The sequence below is a fragment of the Rheinheimera hassiensis genome (assembly GCF_022436675.1).
Classification (GTDB): Bacteria; Pseudomonadota; Gammaproteobacteria; order Enterobacterales; family Alteromonadaceae; genus Alishewanella; species Alishewanella hassiensis.
This window is the reverse complement of the sequence record NZ_JAKUJZ010000005.1, coordinates 86,684-110,132: the sequence shown is the minus strand read 5'-3', so window position 1 is coordinate 110,132 and position 23,449 is coordinate 86,684. Positions and strand designations below refer to the sequence as shown.

At 51.4% G+C, this 23,449-nt stretch carries 16 protein-coding genes; 13 read left to right on the top strand and 3 right to left on the bottom strand.

Annotated elements, in window-relative coordinates; all coding sequences use genetic code 11:
• The first annotated feature begins 6 nt into the window (after positions 1-6).
• From MJX74_RS11685 to acnA, 10 genes are all read left to right on the top strand, one after another.
• A complete protein-coding gene (locus MJX74_RS11685) occupies positions 7-306 on the top strand; it encodes a PAAR domain-containing protein (protein ID WP_240223026.1) in 300 nt (99 codons plus the stop codon).
• On the top strand, positions 307-732 hold the full coding sequence (locus tag MJX74_RS11680; protein ID WP_240223025.1) for a GPW/gp25 family protein: 426 nt from the start codon (positions 307-309) through the stop codon (positions 730-732).
• Entirely contained in the window at positions 729-4,613 is a 3,885-nt protein-coding gene (locus MJX74_RS11675) for a hypothetical protein (RefSeq protein WP_240223024.1), read from the top strand. The genes MJX74_RS11680 and MJX74_RS11675 overlap by 4 nt, the downstream gene beginning before the upstream one ends.
• A complete protein-coding gene (locus tag MJX74_RS11670; RefSeq protein ID WP_240223023.1) occupies positions 4,606-5,400 on the top strand; it encodes a hypothetical protein in 795 nt (264 codons plus the stop codon). The genes MJX74_RS11675 and MJX74_RS11670 overlap by 8 nt, the downstream gene beginning before the upstream one ends.
• Entirely contained in the window at positions 5,393-7,783 is a 2,391-nt protein-coding gene (locus MJX74_RS11665) for a hypothetical protein (protein ID WP_240223022.1), read from the top strand. The genes MJX74_RS11670 and MJX74_RS11665 overlap by 8 nt, the downstream gene beginning before the upstream one ends.
• Entirely contained in the window at positions 7,761-10,628 is a 2,868-nt protein-coding gene (locus MJX74_RS11660; protein ID WP_240223021.1) for a contractile injection system tape measure protein, read from the top strand. Before MJX74_RS11665 ends, MJX74_RS11660 begins: the two co-directional genes overlap by 23 nt.
• Complete coding sequence (locus tag MJX74_RS11655) at positions 10,609-11,979, top strand: ATP-binding protein (protein ID WP_240223020.1); 1,371 nt, start codon at positions 10,609-10,611, stop codon at positions 11,977-11,979. The genes MJX74_RS11660 and MJX74_RS11655 overlap by 20 nt, the downstream gene beginning before the upstream one ends.
• On the top strand, positions 11,976-13,736 hold the full coding sequence (locus MJX74_RS11650; protein WP_240223019.1) for a hypothetical protein: 1,761 nt from the start codon (positions 11,976-11,978) through the stop codon (positions 13,734-13,736). Before MJX74_RS11655 ends, MJX74_RS11650 begins: the two co-directional genes overlap by 4 nt.
• 220 nt (positions 13,737-13,956) lie before the next feature.
• Positions 13,957-15,477 carry an eCIS core domain-containing protein gene (locus tag MJX74_RS11645; RefSeq protein ID WP_240223018.1) on the top strand — a complete coding sequence of 507 codons (1,521 nt, stop codon included), beginning with the start codon at positions 13,957-13,959 and terminating at the stop codon, positions 15,475-15,477.
• Positions 15,478-15,638: 161 nt separating this feature from the next.
• Positions 15,639-18,356 (top strand): aconitate hydratase AcnA, encoded by a 2,718-nt coding sequence (acnA, locus tag MJX74_RS11640; protein ID WP_240223017.1) that lies wholly within the window; start codon positions 15,639-15,641, stop codon positions 18,354-18,356.
• A 54-nt stretch (positions 18,357-18,410) separates the two neighbouring features.
• Here acnA and MJX74_RS11635 read toward each other — a convergent pair whose 3' ends face one another.
• On the bottom strand, positions 18,411-19,700 hold the full coding sequence (locus MJX74_RS11635; RefSeq protein WP_240223016.1) for a mechanosensitive ion channel family protein: 1,290 nt from the start codon (positions 19,698-19,700) through the stop codon (positions 18,411-18,413).
• Positions 19,701-19,861: 161 nt separating this feature from the next.
• Between MJX74_RS11635 and MJX74_RS11630 the strand changes: the two genes are divergently transcribed.
• On the top strand, positions 19,862-20,719 hold the full coding sequence (locus tag MJX74_RS11630) for an SPFH domain-containing protein (RefSeq protein WP_240223015.1): 858 nt from the start codon (positions 19,862-19,864) through the stop codon (positions 20,717-20,719).
• An 8-nt stretch (positions 20,720-20,727) separates the two neighbouring features.
• Entirely contained in the window at positions 20,728-20,901 is a 174-nt protein-coding gene (locus MJX74_RS11625; RefSeq protein WP_240223014.1) for a type II toxin-antitoxin system antitoxin, read from the top strand.
• Here the strand turns inward: MJX74_RS11625 and MJX74_RS11620 are convergent.
• Positions 20,898-21,800 (bottom strand): AEC family transporter, encoded by a 903-nt coding sequence (locus tag MJX74_RS11620; protein WP_240223013.1) that lies wholly within the window; start codon positions 21,798-21,800, stop codon positions 20,898-20,900. The genes MJX74_RS11625 and MJX74_RS11620 overlap by 4 nt on opposite strands.
• A complete protein-coding gene (locus MJX74_RS11615) occupies positions 21,800-22,069 on the bottom strand; it encodes a GIY-YIG nuclease family protein (RefSeq protein ID WP_240223012.1) in 270 nt (89 codons plus the stop codon). The genes MJX74_RS11620 and MJX74_RS11615 overlap by 1 nt, the downstream gene beginning before the upstream one ends.
• 112 nt (positions 22,070-22,181) lie before the next feature.
• On the opposite strand from MJX74_RS11615, the gene MJX74_RS11610 reads away from it, so the two are divergent.
• A complete protein-coding gene (locus tag MJX74_RS11610) occupies positions 22,182-23,432 on the top strand; it encodes a DEAD/DEAH box helicase (RefSeq protein ID WP_240223011.1) in 1,251 nt (416 codons plus the stop codon).
• Positions 23,433-23,449: the final 17 nt, after the last annotated feature.

Genomic DNA, 23,449 nt, shown 5'->3' with positions numbered 1-23,449 from the left:
CTTTGTATGCCACCAGCAGCGCGTTTAACCGATATGCACCAGTGCCCGATGCAAACGCCCGGCCTGCCGCCGATCCCGCATGTCGGTGGTCCGGTGATTGGGCCAGGTGTACCCACAGTGCTGATTGAAAAACTGCCCGCAGCTGTGTTGGGTGACAGCTGCGTGTGTGTGGGCCCGCCAGATAGCATTATTAAAGGTTCTGCCACAGTAATGATTGGCGGTAAACCGGCCGCCCGCCTTGGTGATACCTGTGCTCATGGCGGTGCAGTAGTCATGGGTGCGCCCACCGTGATGATAGGAGGCTAAATGAGCGCCGAGCAACCGGATAACGCATTTTTAGGCATTGGCTGGGCTTTTCCGCCCGGTTTTAGCCGTGGCAGTTGCCACAGTGAAATGGTGACAGATCAGCAGGATATAGAGCAAAGCCTGCGCATTTTGTTTTCTACCCGCCCCGGTGAGCGGGTAATGCAGCCGGAATATGGCTGTTCCTTGCAGCGCTATGTATTTAGCACTCTGGATGAGCATGCACTGGCCAATATTATTGATGCCATCAGCCATGCGGTGCTGTTTTTTGAGCCGCGTATTCACTTACTGCAGGTAACGTCAGATTTGCAGCAGATTTTTGATGGTGTGTTAATGCTGCAGCTAAGTTATCAGATCCGCGGCACTAACAGCCGGCACAATATGGTGTATCCGTTTTACTTACTTGAAGGCACAGAGGTGGCGCAGTGACAGTCGGCCTAAGCTCATATGCACACTGGCCGGCATTGTTTCATGCTGACGGCACGGCACAAAGTGAGCAGCGTTATGCGCCGCTGCAAAGCGATTATTTTCAGCCCGACACGCTGAATTTTAACCAGTTGCTGAGCCTTGCCGCCGGGCTGGCAGAGAATATTCGCTTTGTGGATCTGGACGGCAGTACGCAGGGCAACTGGCGCCAACTCTTTAGCCGCAGCGAACCGGCCATTCTGGCACAGATAGCCGCACTGGATGCAAACCGGCTGCAACAGGACTTGGACATACTGCAGCAACAAACGCCGCTGCGGCAATTTAATTTTGTAATGACGCTGCTACAGCAATATCACCAGTGGTATCACCAATTGCTGCAACTGGGCTCTGAATCTGCCGTGATACTGGCCGACAAATTACACAGCAGCTGGCAAACCCAATTGGCACCTTATTTGCCGTTATTACAGCAAGCCACAGCAAGCCTGCCCGGCACGGCAGACTTTACTGCGTTGCTGCAGTTTGCGCCGTCAAGTGCTGCAGCATGCAGTGTGGATGAAGCGCTACAACGCAGTGTAGCTGGTAGCTTGCAACTATGCCGTTATTTGCAGCAGGAAACCGCCGGGCAACTTAACCAGTTATTACGCTCACAGCAAAATGAGCCGGCGCTGGCACTGTTTCTGGCCTTTTTACGCTTGTATCAGGGCAACCAGCACCAGCTAAACCAGTTAACTGAGCGTCATCTGGCATTTTACTATGACGACTGCCTGAAAATGCCCTGGCGTAAACCGATAGCGCAAAGTATCTGGCTTAGCCTGCAACCTGCGGCAACTGCAGTATTATTGCCAGCCAACACCCGCTTTAGTGCCGGTAAAACAGCCGACGGTACGCCGCTGTTGTTTCATACTACCGCACCACAATACCTGCAGGCCGTGCAGGTACAACAGCTATACAGTTTGAGTTTGCTTAGCAGTAAACGTATTTCACCCGAGCAGGAACTGGGTTTTGTCAGCCGTATTTACAGCAGTGGCGCCAGTATTGATGCATCCGGCGGGCGGGCGCTGTTTGTGGCTAATGACGACATACCCCGTATGCCGGGGTTTGCCATAGTGTCGCCTACTTTGCAGCTTAGCGAGGGCGAGCGTTGCATAGAGCTGCAACTGCGCTTAACGCCGCCACAGCAACTGGCTGCCAGGTTAACCGAGTTGCTGCAGCGGGCAGATTACAGCTGGCCGCAACGTTTACTGCAGGCGCTGGCGATAATTTTAACCGCGCTGGACTATGCAATATTGCCATCACAGTTGCAGCAGGACGCTACTGCGCTTGCCAGCAGCCTGCCAGATTTACCGGTAATGCCGGTGGCAGCGCGCTGGCAGGCGTTTTATCAGCAGGTGCTGATGCTGTTGCTGTTGCGTACTGAACAACAGCCAGAGTTCAGCAGCCTGTTCGGTATGTTGTTTAGTTATTATCTGTTTGGCCCCGACAACTGGTTAAGCGCAAAAGACAGCCAGGCCATTTTGGCAAAGGCCGAATTGCTGGCGCTGGAAAATGGCAATGTGCAAAGTTACCAGTGTGTGCAGCAATTGCTGAGTGACGACAGGATGACGGTGTTTTACCGTTACTGCAGCGACTTATTTTTATTATCGCTATCTACCGCCACTGGTTTTGTCAGTGTGGCGGAATATTCTATCCAGCCGCTGGGTCCGGCTACACTGGGGCTGCAGTTACGTTGTCAGCTTAGCAGCAGCTTTGCCGCGATATGTGCATTTAACGACACTGACGCCAGTATGCGCCTGACATTAAATCCCATGGCGAAGCTGTGCGGTTACTCGCTGTGCAGCCAGTTTGACATTGCTCAATGCCGGCTAGACGTAAGCGTTAAAAATGGCCGCAGCCTTAACCTGAGTAATCAGCTGGGGCCACTGGATGCCACTAAACCGTTTTGGCCGTTTGGCCCGGTACCACTGCCTGGCAGTTATCTGTTGTTTAACCACAGTGACTGGCAACACAAACATTTACAACAGCTTGAACTTGAACTGGACTGGGCTGAACTGCCGGTTGCCAGCGAAGGGCTGGCTGGCCATTATGCGGCATACGGTGAAGATATCAGCAACTACAGTTTTAAGGCCCGGCTGGCGTTATTGGATCAGGGCCGCTGGCAAGAGGTAACTGAAGATTATCAACACCAGGCTGAGTTTTGCCTGTTTGCTGCAGCGCACAGCCATGCTCCCGTGCAGCCTAAGCAGCAACTGGTTTTCAGTGCTGTCAGTGGTTTCAGGTTAACGGCGGCACAGGCTGCCCAGCCGTATCATCCTGCAGCCAGTCAGGGCTTTTTCCGCCTTAGCCTCAGCCAGCCGGTCAGCGGTTTTGGCCATGGCCGTTACAGCACTGCCCTGAGTGAAACCCTGCTTTATAACGCTAAGCACAAAAAAACGCGGCCATTGCCGCAGCCGGCCTATGCGCCGCTGTTGCAACTGCTAAGTGTAAGTTACAGCGCTTATTGCGATATTCATACCAGCCGTGATCCCGCCAGTGGCAACCGTGACCGCCTGCTGCAGTTGTATCCGTTTGGCCAGCGCCAAAGCTACCCCAGCGCCCGGCGTGACGCTGTAAGGTTGTTACCGCATTTTGCGCATCAGGCTTATGTGTTTATTGGTTTAACCGGGGCAAGCGTCAACGGCCAGCTTAGTTTGTTGTTTGATATTGAACCCGCCAGTGGCAGCAGCAATACCGTACCGGAAAATGCGCTGCGCTGGCAGTATCTGCATGATGATGAATGGCTGGATTTCACCGATCAGGCGCTGCTGACAGATAGCAGCCGTGGCCTGACATCAAGTGGTGCTGTGATATTGCAATTGCCGCATGCCCTGCAACAACAGCATCAGTTAATGCCCTCGGGGCAGGCCTGGTTAAGGCTGTGCTGCGCCGGGCAAAGCCGGCGCTATGGCAACCTGAGGCGCATTATGCCAAATGCCGTGCAATTGCTGGCAACAGAGCCATTGCCCGATGCCGCTATGCTAAGCCACAGTGCCTTGCAGTGGGCGCTGCAAAGCAAGCAGGCAGGTATTACGGTTAGCGGTTATTTGCCCGTTTTACAACAAACCCCGCGTGAGGAAAGCAGCGTAGCCAGAGTGCAACGTATTGCCGAGCGCTTAAGCCACAAGCAACGCGCCAGCACCGCATGGGATTTTGAACGCCTGGTGCTGCAGGCTTTTCCGCAGTTGGCTAAGGTAAAGTGTTTCCCTAATGCCGCGCTGGAGCAAAACAGCCTTATACCCGGCCGGCTGTTGCTTATTGTGGTGGCAAAACCGCCGGGCTGTCAGCATCTGGCTTGCCAGCGCAGCCTGGTCAGTGGCGAGTTGCTACGCCAGATTAAACACTATGTTGCAGCGCTGGCATCGCCTTTTGCCAGCATCGAAGTGGCGAATCCCGGCTTTGAACAGTTACAGGTACGCTGTGCTGTGCAGCTTAATCAGGCCTTACACAGTGGCGATGGCTTGCAGCGCCTGCAGCAGGCCCTGTCTGACTATCTTTGCCCCTGGCATGAACAGGGGCTGGATGCGCGCTTTGGCTGGCAGTTAAGGCCACAGTTAGTGCAATCCTTTATTCAGCAACAACCTTATGTTGACTACGTGACAGACTTTTCTCTGCTGCATATCAGCCAGTATGGCAGCCGTCAGTATCAGTTGCAGGACAGTGCCAGCTACCAGCATACCGAACAACTGGTATTACAGCCGGCGCGGCCCTGGAATTTACTGACACCGGCGCGGCAGCACAGTTTACGTGTGCTGGCAGTGCCTCAGCCTGAACTGGCGCAGCGAACCGGAGTTAGCGAACTGGAAATTGGCCATACCTTTATTATTCAGCAGGAAGCACGCGATGGCTAAACGTAACCGTAATACGCTGAAAAACTTTTTCCGCGATGGCGCTATGCCCTCGGCGCAGGAATTTTCTGATCTGATAGACTCGTCATTAAATACACTGGAAGACGGTTTTGATAAATCGGCCCGTTATGGTTTTGAAATCACGGTGCTGGGTAAACACACCGAGTTACTCAGTTTTTTCCGCGATAACCTCAGCGAGCAGCCGGTGTGGAGTATCAGCTTTGATGAGCGCAGCAATGCGCTGCAATTTAAGCACGCTGATCAAGCCCTGCTAACCCTGACACCCCAGCAACGGCTGGGTATTGGTACAGCTAATCCTGCCAGTACACTGGAGGTTGCCGGTGTGATCACGCAGCAGGGGCGGCAGGGGTATCAACCCACCGGTAAACGCCAGGTGCCGGCCAATGGGCAATGGCACGATATCAGTGGACCTTTGCAGGGCTGTCAGGCGTTTGAAGTAATGGCCGGTACCGGCAATAAAGGCACGGGCAAGTATGCCTTGTTGCAGGCGGTGGCACTTAACACGCATAACCCGGGTGGCTGGTGGTTTAATTTTCTCAACCGTAAAAAACGTATTCGTGTGCAGCAGGCGTATTATTTGTCACGCAGCAGCAAGCTGGATTTACGCTGGCAGGCGCTGGAGCAGGGCTATTGTTTGCAGTTGCGCTCCCGCACGGATCTGGGGGCTAATATTCGCATCAGCTACTACCTGACCCAGCTTTGGTTTGACGCCGATATGAGCCAGTGCTGGCAAGATCCAGCCAGTGGCAGCGGAGGCACCGGTGGCTGAGTACAATATTAAGCGGCGCCAGACGCACGAGAAAGACAGCTTTACAGCCTTAAAGCAGCAAGCGCTGGCCGATATTCAGCAACTGGCCGGTAAACGCTGGACCGACTACAACCTGCATGACCCCGGTATTACCTTGCTGGAGCAATTATGTTTCAGCCTGACAGAGCTGCAGTACCGTTGTAATTTTTCTATGGCTGATTTGCTCAGTGGCCCGGATGGCAAAATAGACTTTGCCGCCCTGGGCCTGGTATCGCCAGAGCAAATTCTCAGCAGCAGGCCAACCACCGCTGCCGATTACCGCCGTTACCTGTTGGATCAGCTACCGCAGCTGGCCGACATTTATTTACTGCCTGGCGCTGTATTGGGCTTGTACCGTGCTGTTGCCGTGGCTGCAGAGCCTGATGAGCCAACGGCCCCCCTTATTGCCGCCATCAGGCGTTGTTACAGCGCACAACGCAATTTAGGTGAGCAACTGGGGCAGATAGATATTATTGCTCCGCTGTACTGTGAGCCGGTGGCAGAGCTGGATGTGCAATCATCTGCCGATGCGGTAGAGCTGCTGGCAGAATTTTACTACCGCTGCCAGCAGCTGTTGCAGCGCAGCAGTGCCCGGCGCAGTTATACCGATTTGCTGGCACAGGGCGCTGATTATGAACAGCTGTTTACCGGACCGCTAACTGCAGGCGGTGTGCTGGAATACAGTGAAAGTGAACAGCGCCAGTTGCATATCACCGACTTTTTTCAGCCACTGCAGCATATTGATGGTGTAGTGCAACTGCGGCAGTTTCATCTGCGCTGCGAAGGCAGCCCTTGTTACGATAATTTGCCATTGCAACAGGGCTTACCGGTATATTATTTATCCTTGCCTGATGCCACGCATCCGCCACAGGTACGCCTGAGTATGGGTAATAAAAGCATCAATATTGACTGGCCGGCAGTGGTGCAGCGTTACCAGCAAAAGCGTTTTCATCAATACAGCCGCTGGCAAACAGATATGGTGGCGCTGTGCCCGCCACCGGCTGGCCGTTACCGGGCGTTGGGGCGCTATCATTCCTTGCAGACACTGCTGCCGCAAAATTACGGCTTGCAACGGCCGCTGGCGCAAAGTTCGCCGCGGCAGTTGCAGCTAAAAGGCTACTTAGTGTTATTTGAACAGCTACTGGCTAATTTTCTTGCGCAGTTGCAGCAGTTGCCTGCACTGTTTTCACCGCAGCATATTACGCAAAGTTATTATTATCAGTCGTTGCGCGATGCCGGTATCCGCGATCTGGATGCGCTGTTATACCAGCAAATGGACACCACCCAGGCGCAACTTTACCAACGGCTGGACAATGTGCTGCAGCGTAAACACCGGCTGCTGGATTATTTGCTGGCGCTGTATGGTGAAAGCCTGCATCAGCACAGCCTGCAGCATTTTGATTATTACCACACAGCGCAGTCAGCGGCACTTAGGCGGTTGCAGCAAAAAGTCAGTTATTTACAACAGATTGTGCTGATGACGCGGGATCGGGTGGCCGCGCCGGATCATCATGCGCCGCTGTGGCGTGATGCTGTGGGCGGCTTTGTGCGCAAACAGGCATTAGTGCTGGATCTGGCACAAACGGCCCAGTCATTAACCACGGCTGTGCTGCAACATAAGTTGCGGCTGCGCAGCGATACTGATCAGCTGCAGCAGCTTTATCTGGATGAAACCAGCAGCAGCGCCCTGGCACTGCAGCAAGTGCCACCGCTGCGTATACGCTACGCCGCGGATAGCCAGGCGCTGCGGCGCAAACTGGACGATGCCTGTTGTTTTGACGGTAACTGCCTGCCTGAGATCCTGCTGCAAACCGGTATTCAGCTAAGTAATTACCGTATTTTGCTGCAGCAAAACCGCTATCAGGTGTTACTTAAGGTGCCACACAGCAGGCAGGATGAATGGTGGCTGGTCGGTAGTTACCGTTATTACCGCCGGGCGTTAATTATGGCCAACAGCCTGGTGATGTTTTTATCTCATGTCAGCCGTGCATCTGAAGGCCTGCACGTAATGGAACACCTGTTATTGCTGCCACCACAAAACAGCGAAGCGGAACTGCCAGTTCCATTTTATGCAGGCAATATCAGCATCTTATGCCCAGTCTGGACCGCACGTTTTGCCGATGCCAGTTTTCAGCAACTGGTGTGCGAAACACTGCAGATGAACTGCCCGGCACATTTAAACTGCCGGGTGTTTTTTCTTGATTTTGCCCAAATGAACCGGTTTGAGCGCTTGTTTAAATACTGGCGCTCAGCACTAAAAGCTGACCGGCAAGGTGCGGATAAACAACGCCGGGCACTGGCGCAGTTTATTTACCGCTTAAATCAGCCAGTGGAGGATGCCGATGCACCAGCTGATGCAGGTTGAGCTTGATTTTCAGTGCCATTCAACAACGATGGCACAGTGGTTTAACGCAGCTGGCGAGCAGCTGTTTGTTGACGAGCTGCTGCCGGTGGCCCAGCAGGTATTAGACGAGTTTGACACTGGTATGGCTGTGCGGCTGGATGAAATTCAGCTGCAATTGCCGCCGCTGCATTTGCCTGCTGATCGCTATGTTTTGCTGCATTGCTTTCGCGAAGCACTGCGCCAGCAATTATGGTTGTTATTGCCAGCGGCTGTGCCGCAGCCAGATGTAACGAAACGGCCAGGTTTAACTGCTGCGCAACAACAGCAACTGATCATGGTGTTGCAGCAGGCCGACAGTAAAGCATTACAGCAACACTGGCCGTTGTATTTGCAGCACGCGGCACAATTGCTAAGCATACTGCGGTATCTGGCCAGCCACAGTAATGTATGCCAGGCACTGGCATTTGGTTTAACGGATGCCATGCTGGCGCAACTGCTGCAGTTTCTGGCGCCGTCAGAGCAACGCTTTATGCTGCAGCTGATGGCTCAGCCACAGTTATTCAGTGTGGTACCGGGCAGCAGCAAAGCGGATTTTCGATATCAGCACGCACCGTTACCACCGCCAGCACTGCAGCAACGTCAGCGGCATTTATGGCAGTTTAGCCTCAGTTACCTGCTGGTAGAGCGCGGCAGCCAGTTTAACCGGCGCAGTTATCTGCATTATTTACTGCGTAAAATGGCCGCACATGACAATTTATCGGTGAAAAGCCTGGTGCAGCATATGTTGCTGACTTTGCAGCACAGCCGTCAGCTGTTTGCCCGCCATAGCCCGTTATTACTGCAACTGACAGAGTTACTAACCGGTATGGCAGACGCTCCGTTACAGCCGCCGGGGGTAACTAAAATAGCCTCTGCCACAGAGGCACCGCAAAGTGGTTTAACAGTATCTCAGCATCAGCAACTCCTGTTGGCATTACGTTTGGCAGACAACACAGCCTTGCAGCGAAACTGGGCCTTGTACCTGCAGCATAGCGCTGAGCTACTAACCATACTGCGGCAACTGGCCAGCCATAGCGACTTATGTCAGGTGCTGGCTTTTGGTTTAAGCCATGCCATGCTGGCGCAGCTGTTGCAACTTCTGGCGCCGTCTGAGCAGCGTTTTATGCTGCAACTAATGGCACAACCGCAGTTATTCAGTGTGGTGCAAAGCAGTGTTAAAACTCAGCCTCAATCTCAATCAGCGCTGTTACCACCAGATGCATTGCAGCAACGCCAGCGCCATTTGTGGCAGCTTAGCCTGAGTTATTTGCTGGTAGAGCGTGGTAGCCAGTTTAACCGGCGCAGCTACCTGCATTATTTGCTGCGCAAAATGGCCGCGCATGACAATTTATCGGTGCAAAGCCTGGTGCAGCATATGCAACGGGTATTACAGCGCAGCCGCCAGCTGTTTTCCTGGCATAGCCCGTTATTACTGCAACTGACTGAGCTGCTGGCGGGTATTGCAGAACCCACGCCATTGGCGGCAGATAGGTTGGCCGACAGCTTTACCGCCTTACCGGGTTACTTTAGTTATCGTTTGGCACAGCCGGTAACCGCCTTACCTCAGGTTGGCACAGCGCGGCCGGCGCAGCGCAGCGCGTTACAGCATCAGGCCAGACGCTGGCGGCAGTGGCAGCAGTTGTTATTGCTAGGGCAGCTTACACTGGCCCAGCAGCGGCAGTTTAACCTGCTGTTGCGCCAATTATTGCAGCAACCCAATGCTCTGTGGCTGGACGGTTTACGCCAGCAGTTGTCTGGCAGTTCGTTATTAGCGCGCCTGGTGCAGTATGCGTCTGACGATCATTTGCAGCGGTTGTTTCAGCAGTTACAGCCCGCCAGCTTTGCCAGTATGCAGCCTTATACCAGCCTGTTGCAGTGGGGGTTAGTTGGTATCAGCCTGCCTTTGCCGTTGTATCGGCAGGCGCGCTGGCAGCCACTGTTGCAATGTAGCCTGCAGCGCCAGCCACTGACATTGTCATTGTTAATAAGCCAATTACAGCTGTGGTTAGCAGCTGAAACCGGCAGTGCCGCCAGCCGCACGCTGTTGCAGCAACTGGCGCAGCAACTGCAACATTACACCGGTAATGCAGCGCAGGGTAGCAGGCCACAATTGCTGCAACAGTTAAAGGTACAGCTGGCTGGCATGGCCGCTACAGCTACTCAGGCAGCGCTGCCTGCTTTAGCTGCAGAGCCAAAAGCCGCGGCATCTGGCCCGGAAGCGTTACCGGCATCATCACCGCTGGTGTCCGGTGTAGCACAAGCTCATACCTCTGGCGGGTTTATCGACGGGCAAACACCGGCACAAGCGCACTGGGTTACCAACGCCGGTATAGTGCTGGCAGCGCCTTATATACCCATGTTGCTGCAGCGACTGGGTTGGGTATCGGCGCAACGGTTTACCAGTACGGAACAGGCCTGGCAGGCGTGCGCTTTATTACACTATATGACCACAGGACACTGGCCGGCGGAACTTGTACCGGACTACTGGCAGCAATGGCCGTTGCCTATGTTGCTAAGCGGCGTACAGCCGCCTTGTCCGGTAGGGTTTGTGCCACAGCTGAACGGCGCAGCACTTGCCATGGCTGATAGCCTGCTGGCAGGCATACTGGCGCAGTGGCCAAAGCTGGCCAATAGCTCAGTAACCACGTTACGCGAATGTTTCTTACAGCGTGGCGGTACATTGGAGCGCGCTGGCAATGGCTCCGGCTGGCAGTTGCAACTCGACAGCGGGCCTTACGATATGCTGCTCGACGGCTTGCCGTGGTCTTATTCACTGATCCGTTATCCGTGGATGCAAGGAGAAGTGTATGTTCACTGGCGCGGTTAAACTAAGAAACGACGTAACGCCTGATAACGCCGCCTGCATGCAGCAAGAGCTGGACTGGCTGGCGCGTTGCATTGAGCTTAGGTTGCATAGTTATTTTCAGCAACAGCCGCTGAATATGCTGCAACAGGCCCCAGCCCCACAACTGGATGCTGCGCAGGGCAGTTATGCCGCTTTTGTTATTAAACAACAGCTGAGCGCGGCGCAGCGGCTGATCTTATTGCTGGCGCTGGCACCACATTTACAGCCGCAATTACTGGATACATTCTTTGTGCGCAATGAGAACCTTGCGCGTAATTTCAGTGAATTTGGCGGCTGCAACAGTAAGCAGCATCAGGGCTTTTTGCCCAGTGCGCAAACGGCAGCATTTTTACTGGCCGCTAATGATTTATCTGCCCGGCTGGAAGTAATACAACTACTACAGCCAGACCAGCCGCTGTGCCGCGAAAATATTATCCGCCTGCGCCATGACGTGGCAGAAGAGCCTTTTTTAAGCGCGCAGCTAACGGTTAGTGCGGAATATTTGCAGCTGTTTTGCAGTGGTACCAGGCAAAAGCCCGATTACAACATTCACTTTCCGGCCAAGCTGCTTACCACGCCGTTAAACTGGCAGGATTTGGTCTTACCGGCAGCAGTAATGGCTGAGGTGCAGCATATTATCGGCTGGGCAGAGCATCAGCATACGGTAATGCAGCAATGGCAACTGGGCCGCAGTATAAAACCCGGTTACCGGGCGTTGTTTTATGGCCCGCCCGGCACCGGCAAAACCCTTACCGCTACCTTAATTGGCCAGCAAACCGGCGCCGATGTTTACCGGATAGATTTATCTGCTGTGGTATCCAAGTACATTGGTGAAACCGAAAAAAACCTTGCCACAGTGTTTGATCAGGCGCAGGCGCGACACTGGATTTTGCTTTTCGACGAGGCCGATGCGTTATTTGGCAAACGTACGCAAACCAGCAGTAGTAATGACAGATACGCTAATCAGGAAGTATCTTACCTGCTGCAGCGCATTGAAGACTTTCCAGGCGTAGTGCTGCTGGCCAGCAACCTTAAAGCCAATATTGATGAAGCTTTTGCCCGCCGTTTTCAGTCGATGGTGTACTTTCCGTTACCGGATATTTCTGAGCGTTTAAGGCTTTGGCAGCATATTCTGGGGGACCATGTTGCAGTGAGCAGCGATGTCGACCTGAATTATCTGGCCCATGAATTTGAACTGGCTGGCGGCGCTATGACCAACGTAGTGCGTTACGCCGCTGTTGCGGCGTTATTACGCAACGATAAAGCCCTGACGCAAGCTGATTTACTGCAAGGCATAAGCCGCGAGCGGCGCAAAGAGGGCATGATGGTATGACACAGTTACTGCGCCTGTTGAGCGTTGTATGGCTGGCGGTATGCAGCTTAGTGTGGCCGGTGAATGCGGCTATGGCTGCAGCTACCCCGGCTTCGGTCAGTGCTATTGGTTACTACCAACTGACAGAACAGGATTTGGCGCGTTTGCAGCAGCAGGCCGAATTTGCCAGTCTGCCACCTGCTCAGTTTGCGCAGCTGAAAACGTTACAGCAGCATATTTTTCGCAATCAGCGCATTATGTCCGTAGCGCTCGATAGCATCGGCTTTGCTGCAAGCATTGATAAAACCGCGTTGCCGCCTGACGCTGCAGAGCAGGCAACGTTACGCCAGTTGGTATTTAACAACAGCTTTAAAGCTGGCCACTGGCCTGAGCAAGCACCGTTGCCACTGAATTTACAACCCTCGCCCCGCTGTGGCTGTGCGCCGGAAATTGTTAAACAGGAACGCTTTACCAATTTCAGCTATGGTTTTGTGCCTTACTGGCAAAGTGGTACTAACCAGATTACATTCAGTGCTTTTAACCGTATTGGCTTGTACTCGTTTACCCTGGGTGATGACAACCAACTGTTAAGCCCGCCTAACTGGCGCAACAATCGCCATTTTAATGACTTTATCAACACCGCTCAGGCCCACAATACTTATCTGGATATCGTGGTTACCGCTTTTGACCGTATCAGTTATCGGGAGGTTGACTTGCATCGTCTACGTCAGCAATTGGTGACTGAACTTACCACACCGATGGCTGGTTTTGCGCTGAATAACTTGCAGCCCTGGCTGAGCTTTGGTGCCAGTTCACGCCGCACTCTGGCCGATGGCATTACCTTTAATCTGGATTTGACAGCGCTAACTGTAGCAGAGCAATTAAATTTTATTACTTTCTTACGGGAACTGCGCGCTGATCTTAAGCTGCCGCCACAGGCGACCAATACCGACGGGTATTTTATTAACTTAAAGGTACCGGCAAAAGCGGTATTAAGCGGTGCTAAGTTACCGGAAGAAATAGCCAACAGCATGCCGGCACTAACCTTATACAACTCAGATACGCTGTACGCCCCAGACAAACTAACCGCACTGGCGCCGTTGGTAAACCTGTTGCTGGTGCAGTTTGACCATAGCTTAGAAGCCAAATTAAGCCGTAGCATGCCCAGCGGGCAGGACAAATATCCGTTTCGCCGTGAAATGAAGTTGTTAAAAAGCGCAATAGATGCAATGCCTGATACTGACAAAGCTAACTTACTGCTGGAAAAAATACTGCCGCTGTTTGAGGTTTTACCGCTACAGCAAAGCGGCCAACTGGCCACGCAGGATCTGCGCAATGACTTAACCTACGCCAACTGGAATTTCAGCGGCGCGGCCTTTTGGACCCTACCGCTGACCAGCAGCCAATATGCCGAAGTACAACGAGCTTTTGCCATCCAGGACAGTTATGGTTATCAGCAATATATGCAACAGATATGTGACCGGGTATGCCCTAAACGCTGGTTCTGGCGTTTGGTGCTGGTGCTGTTGCTGCTGGCGGTGGCAGGGCTATATCTGCTGGCTACGTTGTTTTACTACCCGTTGCAACGCTGGCTGGAGCATCCGGCTATGCTGTATGGCGTACCCGGTGTATTTACTATCGGATTACTACTGATTTTGTCCTGTGACCCATACTGGCATCAATTTCAGGCACTGATTTTAGTGGCTGTGCTGGCATTTGTAGTGCTGGGTCTGGTGTTATATCGCCGCTTACAGCAAAGGCGGGAACATTATCCCTAGCGGGCAATATTAGCGTCTACACTTTATTAACCTGCAGCCGCAGTACTGGCTTTGCAAACTTAAGGAAACCACCATGAAATTTGCTGTTGGCCGTACCTCACAATCGCAACAACCTGCAGCCATGGCGCCAGGCAGTGCTGCCAGCACAGCTTTACAGCAAAGTAGCCGGCAACAACAACAGGCCAGCCAGCTAAAGGCGCTAAAACACGGTAACGCTGCTTTGATTCAGCACAAGCTAGATGAAAGCACGGTAAGCCAGCAAGCTGCGCTGGAAGATGAAGAGCCTATGCAGGGCAAGTTTGATGCGACAGTGCAACGGCAGCCGGATGAAGAGGATCCGTTGCAGGGAAAGTTTGAGCCTGGTGCTGTTAATCAGCGTCAGGCAGATGCGGCACCAGCTAATAACACCGGTATGCCGGATCAGCTAAAAAGCGGCATTGAAAGTTTATCCGGCTACGCGATGGACGATGTAAAAGTGCATTATAACTCGGCCAAACCGGCCACTATACAAGCCCATGCCTATGCGCAGGGCTCCGATATCCATATAGCGCCGGGGCAGGAACAACACCTGCCACACGAAGCCTGGCATGTAGTACAGCAAAAGCAGGGCAGGGTGAAAGCCACCACCCAGCTAAAAGGTGAAGCGATAAACGACGATCTGGGCTTAGAGCATGAAGCTGATGTGATGGGGGCGAGGGCATTCCAGCGTAAAGCTGCTGACAGTACTCCTGTTGCTGATGGTCGGCACTTGCGTATAACCATGCAGCGTAAAGGGCGCATAGATTTATCTAAAGTACAGGAAGACAAAAAAGAAGAAATTAAAACGCTGCTTGAACAAGCTAAAGCGAAAAAGAAAAATGACAAAAAAATTGCAACGTCTGAATGGGCAAAGGCTGACGGGAAAGATATATCCAGAGATGAGTCGTACAACGATAAAATTCTCAAAGCCAGACAAGAATATGAACAAAAAATTAAAGCGATTGCTGCCACTGCGGGAGAAGGCGCGTTAGTTTCGGGTGCCGCTTATTACGGTAATCTTCTGCCGGGTACCTCTAAAGTTTATAAACGGCCAGATAACAGCAAAGAGTACGTCAAAGATAAAAGGGGAACTTTTGTTCCCAGATATGTGCGGCGGGAATTAAATAAAAGAGATAAAAGAGGAGAGGATTTAACTCCAACCGGAATTGGTACTTATAGTAAACTAGATTCAGAAAAGAATATTGATGTGGCAGGGAATAGTCCTGATGCTCCATTGTCATGGGAGCATAGGGAGTTTTTGCAGCAAAGTGCTGGTGGTGGTGGTAATCAGTTTGCCTTTAGTCATACCTCAACAAAAAGGCCGATATTGAGTAATGATCACAAGAGTTTCGGTGCGGATCCGAATGGGGCCATTCTAACGGATCTATCGGGCTTGGATACTAATAACATTGCAGCACAGTGGGAAATTGATCCGGCAGACGGACACAAGAAATCTCTGGCATCAGGCAAACTTGCAAGCCTGGGATTTAAAGCCAGAAAAGGGGATGCTAGCGGCGACTCGGCAGTGCCAGCTGCAGAGAGAGAGAAAACTGTACTTACAAGTGGTTATCGCAATATGGAAGTTGTTACGGCGAATGTTCCTAATAGTGCTGTCAAGCATACCTGGGATGGAGCTGAAGGGCCCAAAACTGACTACGACAGCGGAGAATCTGCGCGCGGTAAGGGAATGGTTGAAAAACGGGAAGAATTTTACAAAAAATGATCTGATAGCCTTGCAGCACAGCGCTCTCTATTAATTTGCTAATACTTCTGGGGAGTTGTTCGGTGGTTGCATCTCTTCTGCTACCCCGCTCACCGTTTAACCCTCGTACTGTAATGCTGATGAGCTACACTTAGTTAACAGTAATCAGTATGAGGTATGTTATGACCACTCCCAACCCCTACGCCGACAAACTTACGGTAGATAAACAGCAGTATCGTATTTTTAGTCTGAATAAGGCTGAGACCCAGTTTGGTGATATCAGCCGTTTACCGTTTTCACTTAAGGTTTTGCTGGAGAATCTGTTACGTAACCTTGATGGTGATACCGTAACCGATACTGATATTCAGGCATTGGTCGACTGGCAAAAAACCGGCACTTCTGAGCGCGAAATTGCTTTTCGCCCGGCTAGGGTGTTAATGCAGGATTTTACCGGCGTGCCGGCGGTGGTCGATTTAGCCGCTATGCGTGCCGCAGTGGCTGCGCTGGGTGAAGACCCTGACAAAGTAAACCCGTTATCGCCAGTTGATTTGGTGATTGATCACTCGGTAATGGTAGACCGCTATGCTACAGAGCAAGCCTTTACGCAGAATGTCGATATTGAAATGCAGCGCAATTACGAGCGCTATGCATTTTTACGCTGGGGCGCCAAAGCCTTTGCCAATTTTCGTGTAGTGCCGCCGGGTACCGGTATTTGCCATCAGGTGAACCTGGAATATCTGGGCCAGACAGTCTGGGCAGAGCAAACTACTGACGGCCAGTTAGCTTACCCTGATACACTGGTGGGCACCGATTCCCACACCACTATGATTAATGCGCTGGGGATTCTGGGTTGGGGGGTTGGCGGTATTGAAGCTGAAGCAGCCATGTTGGGCCAGCCGGTATCGATGATTATCCCTGAAGTGGTAGGTTTTGAATTCACCGGCAAGTTAAATGCCGGTATTACGGCAACCGATTTAGTGCTTACTGTTACGCAAATGCTGCGCAAACATGGTGTGGTGGGCAAATTTGTCGAGTTTTTCGGTGATGGTCTGGATCAGTTAGCGCTGGCAGATCGTGCCACTATTGCCAATATGGCGCCGGAATACGGTGCAACTTGTGGCTTTTTCCCGGTTGATCAGGTAACGCTGGATTATTTACAGCTTACCGGCCGTGACGAAGCCGTTATTGCCAGAGTTAAAGCCTACAGCCAGGAACAGGGCTTGTGGCGGCAAAAAGGTGTTACGCCGATATTTACCGATACGCTGCATCTGGATTTAAATACGGTTGTGGCGTCATTGGCCGGCCCGAAAAGACCACAGGATAAAGTGACACTAAGCGGGCTTAAACAACACTGTGATGATTCGCTGACACTTGAGCCAAAAGTAAGCAAAGAGCGTGATGCTGAAATGGTAAATGAGGGGGCGGCACAGACAGATGCAAAACAACCGGATCGCAGCTTTGAGCTTGATGGCCACCGGATACAGCTGGACAATCATGCCGTGGTTATTGCAGCAATTACCTCTTGTACCAACACCTCAAACCCCAGTGTGCTAATGGCTGCGGGCTTACTGGCCCAAAATGCGGTTGCTAAAGGGCTTATGCGTAAACCCTGGGTAAAAACGTCACTGGCGCCAGGCTCCAAAGTGGTTACCCGCTATTTGCAGCAGGCTGGTTTAATGCAGCCACTTGAACAACTGGGTTTTAATCTGGTGGGATATGGTTGTACTACCTGTATTGGTAATTCCGGCCCGCTGGCCAAACCGATAGAAAATGCCATTAGCAGTGCTGATTTAAATGTCTCGGCGGTATTGTCGGGCAACCGTAATTTTGAAGGCCGGATACATCCTTTAATTAAATCAAATTGGCTGGCCTCACCACCACTGGTGGTGGCATTTGCGCTGGCTGGCACAATCAATATTGATTTAAGCTCTCAGCCGTTGGGGCAGGGCAAAGATGGCAAAGATGTATATCTAAAAGATATCTGGCCTGACAGCAAAGACGTTGCTGCTGCCGTGGCGCAGGTAAATAGCACTATGTTCAGTAAAGAATATGCGCAAGTATTTGATGGTGATGAAAGCTGGCGCGCTATTGAAGTATCAGAGGCAAAAACCTATACCTGGCCGGAGTCGACTTATATCCGCCAGCCAGATTTTTTCCGGGGTATGGCACGCCAGCCTAAGCCGATAGCCGATATTGTTAATGCCCGTGTGTTGGCTGTGCTGGGCGATTCGGTAACGACCGACCATATTTCACCAGCCGGTTCGATCAAGCAAAGTAGCCCTGCTGGCCAATATTTGCTCGACCACGATATTGATAAAGCTGATTTTAACTCTTACGGTTCTCGCCGGGGTAACCACGAGGTGATGGTGCGAGGCACTTTTGCCAATGTGCGTATCCGTAACGAAATGGTGCCCGGCACTGAAGGTGGTGTAACTAAGCATTATCCGTCGGGTGAAACCCTGCCAATTTTCGATGCCGCTATGCGTTATCAGCAGCAGGAGCTGCCATTGATAGTGGTGGCCGGCAAAGAGTATGGCACCGGTTCATCACGTGACTGGGCCGCTAAAGGCACGCTGATGCTGGGAGTGCGGGCGGTTTTGGCAGAATCGTTTGAACGTATTCACCGTTCTAACTTAATTGGTATGGGCGTTTTGCCGTTACAGTTTCCATCGGGGGCCGATCGTAAAACCCTGAAACTAACCGGTGAGGAAAGCTTTACCCTGCGCGGCTTAAACAACCTGAAACCACGGCAAAAACTTGAGTTAATTATTACTTACGCTGATGGCGCCAAGCAGGAGTTGGACGTTATTTGCCGCATTGATACCGGCAACGAGCTGGCCTATTACCAGCATGGTGGCATTTTGCATTATGTGTTGCGCAGAATGATAGGCGAAGCGTAATAGTCAGCTGCTTTGAAAAAACGCCTGCTAGTAAATAGCAGGCGTTTTACCATATCAGGGTTCAGATGACGGCAATTGACCTGATTTAATATGTAAGTCGCGCTGTGGGTAAGGTATGGTAATACCGGCTTGTTGAAAGGCACGCCATATGGCGACATTAATATCTGATTTTACCGTATCAGCACCGTATTCCGGATCGGCTATCCACACCCGTAACTCCAATTCAATGCCACTGTCGGCAAAGCTTTTTAACATTACCGTTGGCTCTGGCGTATTCAGCACTCGTTTTGATTTTGTCGCACATAACAGCATCAGTGCCATTGCTTCCTCAGGATTGTCTTCGTAGCTTACCTGCACGACAATTTTTACCCGTACATTACGGTCTTCATAACTCCAGTTAATTACCTCTGATGTGATCAGGTTTTCATTTGGGATCAGCGTATCGACACCTTCACGGTTGCGCACCACCACATAACGGGCTTTAAGTTCGTGCACCCAGCCAAAATTCTGCCCCACTGAAATAACATCACCGGGTTTAATGCTGCGATCCAGTACCAGAATAAAACCGCTGATAAAATTTGAGGCGATACGTTGTAAGCCAAAACCTAACCCTACACCCAGTGCGCCACCAAACACTGCCAGTGAGCTGAGGTTAATACCCACCGCATTTAACGCAATTAAAAACGCGATGGTAATAAGCAAAAATTTACTAAACTTGCTAAAACCGACCTGCATACTGGGGCTGATATGCTGGGCTTTTTTCATTTGCTGGTTTAACAGTTCAGCCAGCCATAGCGCCAGAGTAAACGCCAGAATAATCACCAGCGTCAGCTTTACTGCATTCAGTAATGAAAACCTGCTTTCGCCCAGCGTAAAAGCCAGTGAATCCATAACGTTCAGCACCGGCGTTAGCCAGCCTGCCAAATGCAGCACCACTACCAGCCAGATAATTACGGCAACCGCCGGCTCGACAGATTTCATCAAAGGCCCGGACGAAAACCCCTTACGTAATATATATACCAGCAGCCGAATCATTCCCAATGCCAGTGCAATGGGGATAAGCAGTTGTATAAAGTTATGCTTTAGCTCATACAGGCTGAATAGTTCACTACTAATTGCCAGTAACGCCGCCAGACTAAAAGGTAGTAAGATGCGGTGCGAGCTGCGCATAGCAACATGGCGTAAGCCCTCCCCACCGCTGTCAATCAGGAATTTGCCCACCAGGCGGTTAATAACCGCTGCCAGTACAATACAGCACGCTATTGCAGGTAGCTGATACCACAGTTCTGCTTGCTGCAACTGAGTAACAACATGTTGCCACCAGACTAAAAGCTTTTCGGTCATATAAGTTATTCAGCTAAGTAAGTTGTTGTTTTACATTAGCAGAAAAGCGCGTTGTCGCCCATCACTCTGTGCAGCCTGATAGCTGAACAGAGAAACAGTTGCATTTTTCCATAGATGCGCTAAATTGATATCAAAATAATATCAATTTAAGAGGGCTGACTATGTTGCAGGAACGCATGATTAACAGTAAAGGCGGTTTTGGCATGATTGGGGTTTTGCTACTGGCGCAGTTGCTGACATTAGCAGGGGTTGTCGTGTTGCCGGGGGTGGTGAAAGTTGTAGCCTTATTGCTGGCAATAGTGGTGTTTATCTGTTGGTTTGGTTTTTATATGGTGCATCCGAACCAGTCGGCAGTGCTGCAGTTATTTGGCCGTTATGTCGGTACCGATCTGAATAATGGCTTACGCTGGTCTAACCCTTTGTACAGCAAGCAAAAAGTATCTCTTCGGGTACGTAACTTTGAAAGCAGTAAAATGAAGGTAAACGATAACGCCGGTAACCCGGTTGAGATTGCTGCTGTAGTAGTATGGAAAGTAGTAGACAGTGCTGAAGCGGTATTTGAAGTGGATAATTACGAGAACTTTGTCAGTATTCAAAGCGAGTCGGCTATCCGCCATTTAGCCTCCAGTTATGCTTATGATGCCGGCAATGATGAGGCTATCAGCCTGCGCAGCAGCACAGATGAAGTCACAGAACTGCTTAAAGGCGAAATTCAGGCCCGGCTGAATAAAGCCGGTGTGCAGGTACTGGAAGCCCGTATCAGCCATTTAGCCTATGCGCCGGAAATTGCCAGCGCCATGTTACAGCGCCAGCAGGCAGCAGCAATAGTGGCTGCACGTCAGCAAATTGTGGAGGGCGCAGTGGGCATGGTAGAAACAGCATTGGAAAGGTTGTCTGCACGTAACGTAGTACAACTGGATGACGAGCGCAAAGCCGCAATGGTCAGTAATTTACTGGTGGTATTGTGTGGAGATCATCATGTGCAGCCGGTAATTAATACCGGCAGCCTGTATCAATAGGGGTTGTTGTGGCTAAAAAAGCCTTTGCCTTACGTATTGACGAAAAAATGCTCAGCGCTTTGCAGCGCTGGGCAGATGATGAGTTTCGTAGTGTTAATGGCCAGATTGAGTTTTTACTGAACGATGCACTGAAAAAAGCCGGTCGGTTAAAACCGGCAAAAGACCAGCCTGATGATGATTAATGCAGCAACCAGAACACTACCGGTAAGCTAACCAAGCCCATTAAGATACCAATGCCGATAATGCCGCTAACCAGGCGCGGTGCCAGCCCCGCCATAATGGCAATAGCACCGGCGGAGATCATCGGTGGCATTGCCGCCTGAAAAATACTGACATCCACCGCAATGCCGCGTTGGCCAACACTAAACCACAGCGCAGCCACCAGCGCAGGCATCAGCGCCAGTTTAATCAGCAGCGCACAAATAAGCGGGGATATTTCGCTTTTACTAAACCTGATATTCAGGGCAAAGCCTACCGCCACCATCACCACCGGCACCAGAGTTGCTGCTAAATTATCAATTAACTGTGTGGCAAAGGGCGGATATTCAGTACCGCGCAGCAGTAAACCCAGTGCCAGAGCCACAAAAGACGGAAAGGTAATAATTTTAACAATGATGCCTTTAACAGTAGGTTTGGTTGCGGTTGGGCTGTACAACGCAGCAATAACCGTGACATAACTTGCCAGCGCAATAAATGACCCCAACTGATCGTACACCACGGCATAAGGCATAGCGTCGCTGCCAAATAACGCCTCTGTCATCGGAAAGCCTAAAAACGAGGTATTGCCCAGCGGTAGCACGATTAACAAGGCGCCGGTTACCTCACGTGGCCAGTGCAATAGTTTACTGAGTAATAATACTGTTGCTACTACCGCCAGCAGCAACAGCCAGGGTGTAACGGCCGGAATAAGCAATTCAGCAGAAAATTGTAACTGCGGTACGTTTTTCAGGATCAGCGCAGGCAGTGCGACATAAAGCACATACATATTCAGCGCAATACCGCTGTTTTGCGGCATGGCAGGTAAACGGCGCAACATAACGCCGATGCACAGATAAGCCAGGATAAGCAGAAAGTTGTCCATTAAATCTCACTTCGGTTATAGCTGGCGGCAAGCGCCAGTTTTGCACTTCTGGATAGTTGTTTGAGTTGGTATTCTGCTTTGGCTGCAGTGCTTTTATCAGCAACAGGCTGCTGATACACCAGCGTCAATGGCCCTTTACCGCGTAGCGCTTTAGCACCGCCAGCCAGCTCGCCACTGTGCTGCCGCAAGCGACGCTGCGGATCAGTGCTGATACCGGTGTAAAGCAAGCCATTGCTGGTTTGCACCATATACAAATACCAGTTGTTCACTGTGCTAACTCCGCCGGGGACTGTTCTGTTATAATGCGCGCTTTATGCTGCGCGGCGTGTTGTGTTAACACAGTAACGGGCGCTGGTAATGTTTGGCAAAACAGGAATATTAATGTCATTTCAATCTCTCGCGTTGGCCGCGCCTATTTTACGCGTGCTGACAGAGCAAGGCTATGCTGCTGCTACGCCGGTGCAATTGCAAAGTATACCGGTGATTCTGGCCGGTAAAGATGTGCTGGCTGGTGCTCAGACCGGTACAGGTAAAACAGCGGCTTTCACTTTACCGTTGCTGCAGCAAATGCTCAATGCGCCTAAGGTCGTAGCGCCAAACCAGGTGCGGGTATTGGTGTTAACACCAACCCGTGAACTGGCGCAGCAAGTGTATGACAATGTACGTAAATATAGCCAGTACCTGAACACACGTTCAGCAGTGTTTTATGGCGGTGTATCGATAAGGCCGCAATATGATGAGGCCGAGCAGGGGCTGGATATACTGGTTGCCACCCCAGGCCGCCTTATTGACCACCTGCATCAGAAAACGCTGGATTTATCCGCGCTGGAAGTACTGGTGCTGGACGAAGCCGACCGCATGCTGGATATGGGCTTTATTGTTGATATCAAACGTATTATGGCTAAGCTGCCGGCCAAACGGCAAACGCTGCTGTTCTCTGCTACCTATTCCAACGAGATAAAGCAGCTGGCCGATGAGCTGTTAAACAGCCCAAAACTGATTGAAGTTGCCGCTACTAACGCCACCGCCGAGCGGGTAGAGCAGCTGGCGTATTTAGTTGACCGGCACCGTAAGCGTGAGCTGTTATCGCATGTAATTGGTAAAAATAACTGGCCGCAGGTGCTGGTGTTTGTCCGCACCAAACACGGCGCTGACCGCCTGGCTAAGCAACTGGCAAAAGACGGTTTAAAAAGCGCAGCCATTCATGGCGATAAAAGCCAGGGCGCCCGTACCAAAGCACTGGCTGATTTTAAAGCCGGTGCCGTACGAATTCTGGTTGCCACTGATATCGCCGCCCGTGGTTTGGATATTAACGAGCTACCTTATGTGGTTAATTATGACCTGCCGCAAGTGTCGGAAGACTATGTGCACCGTATCGGTCGCACCGGCCGTGCCGGTAACAGTGGTGTGGCGTTAACATTGATTACACCGGAAGAAATTAAAGCGCTGCAGGATATAGAGCGGCTTATTCAGCAGGTGATTACGGCTCAAATACTGCCTGGTTACGAGCACGACCCTACTTATGTTTCACCGGAGCAAGCACAGGCACGCCACGGTGACGGGCCGAAAAAGCCGGCAAAGAAAGGCATGCTTAAAGCCAAGTTGCGCGCTAAGGCTCTGGGTAGAGCTTAAAATTCTGCTTTAAAGCA

What these genes read in the sequence shown, in the direction of transcription:
- MJX74_RS11685 (WP_240223026.1), top strand. Translation starts at nt 7, where the DNA reads ATGCCACCAGCAGCGCGTTTAACCGATATGCACCAGTGCCCGATGCAA.
- MJX74_RS11680 (WP_240223025.1), top strand. Translation starts at nt 307, where the DNA reads ATGAGCGCCGAGCAACCGGATAACGCATTTTTAGGCATTGGCTGGGCT.
- MJX74_RS11670 (WP_240223023.1), top strand. Translation starts at nt 4,606, where the DNA reads ATGGCTAAACGTAACCGTAATACGCTGAAAAACTTTTTCCGCGATGGC.
- MJX74_RS11660 (WP_240223021.1), top strand. Translation starts at nt 7,761, where the DNA reads ATGCACCAGCTGATGCAGGTTGAGCTTGATTTTCAGTGCCATTCAACA.
- MJX74_RS11655 (WP_240223020.1), top strand. Translation starts at nt 10,609, where the DNA reads ATGTTCACTGGCGCGGTTAAACTAAGAAACGACGTAACGCCTGATAAC.
- MJX74_RS11650 (WP_240223019.1), top strand. Translation starts at nt 11,976, where the DNA reads ATGACACAGTTACTGCGCCTGTTGAGCGTTGTATGGCTGGCGGTATGC.
- acnA (WP_240223017.1), top strand. Translation starts at nt 15,639, where the DNA reads ATGACCACTCCCAACCCCTACGCCGACAAACTTACGGTAGATAAACAG.
- MJX74_RS11635 (WP_240223016.1), bottom strand. Translation starts at nt 19,700, where the DNA reads ATGACCGAAAAGCTTTTAGTCTGGTGGCAACATGTTGTTACTCAGTTG.
- MJX74_RS11630 (WP_240223015.1), top strand. Translation starts at nt 19,862, where the DNA reads ATGTTGCAGGAACGCATGATTAACAGTAAAGGCGGTTTTGGCATGATT.
- MJX74_RS11620 (WP_240223013.1), bottom strand. Translation starts at nt 21,800, where the DNA reads ATGGACAACTTTCTGCTTATCCTGGCTTATCTGTGCATCGGCGTTATG.
- MJX74_RS11610 (WP_240223011.1), top strand. Translation starts at nt 22,182, where the DNA reads ATGTCATTTCAATCTCTCGCGTTGGCCGCGCCTATTTTACGCGTGCTG.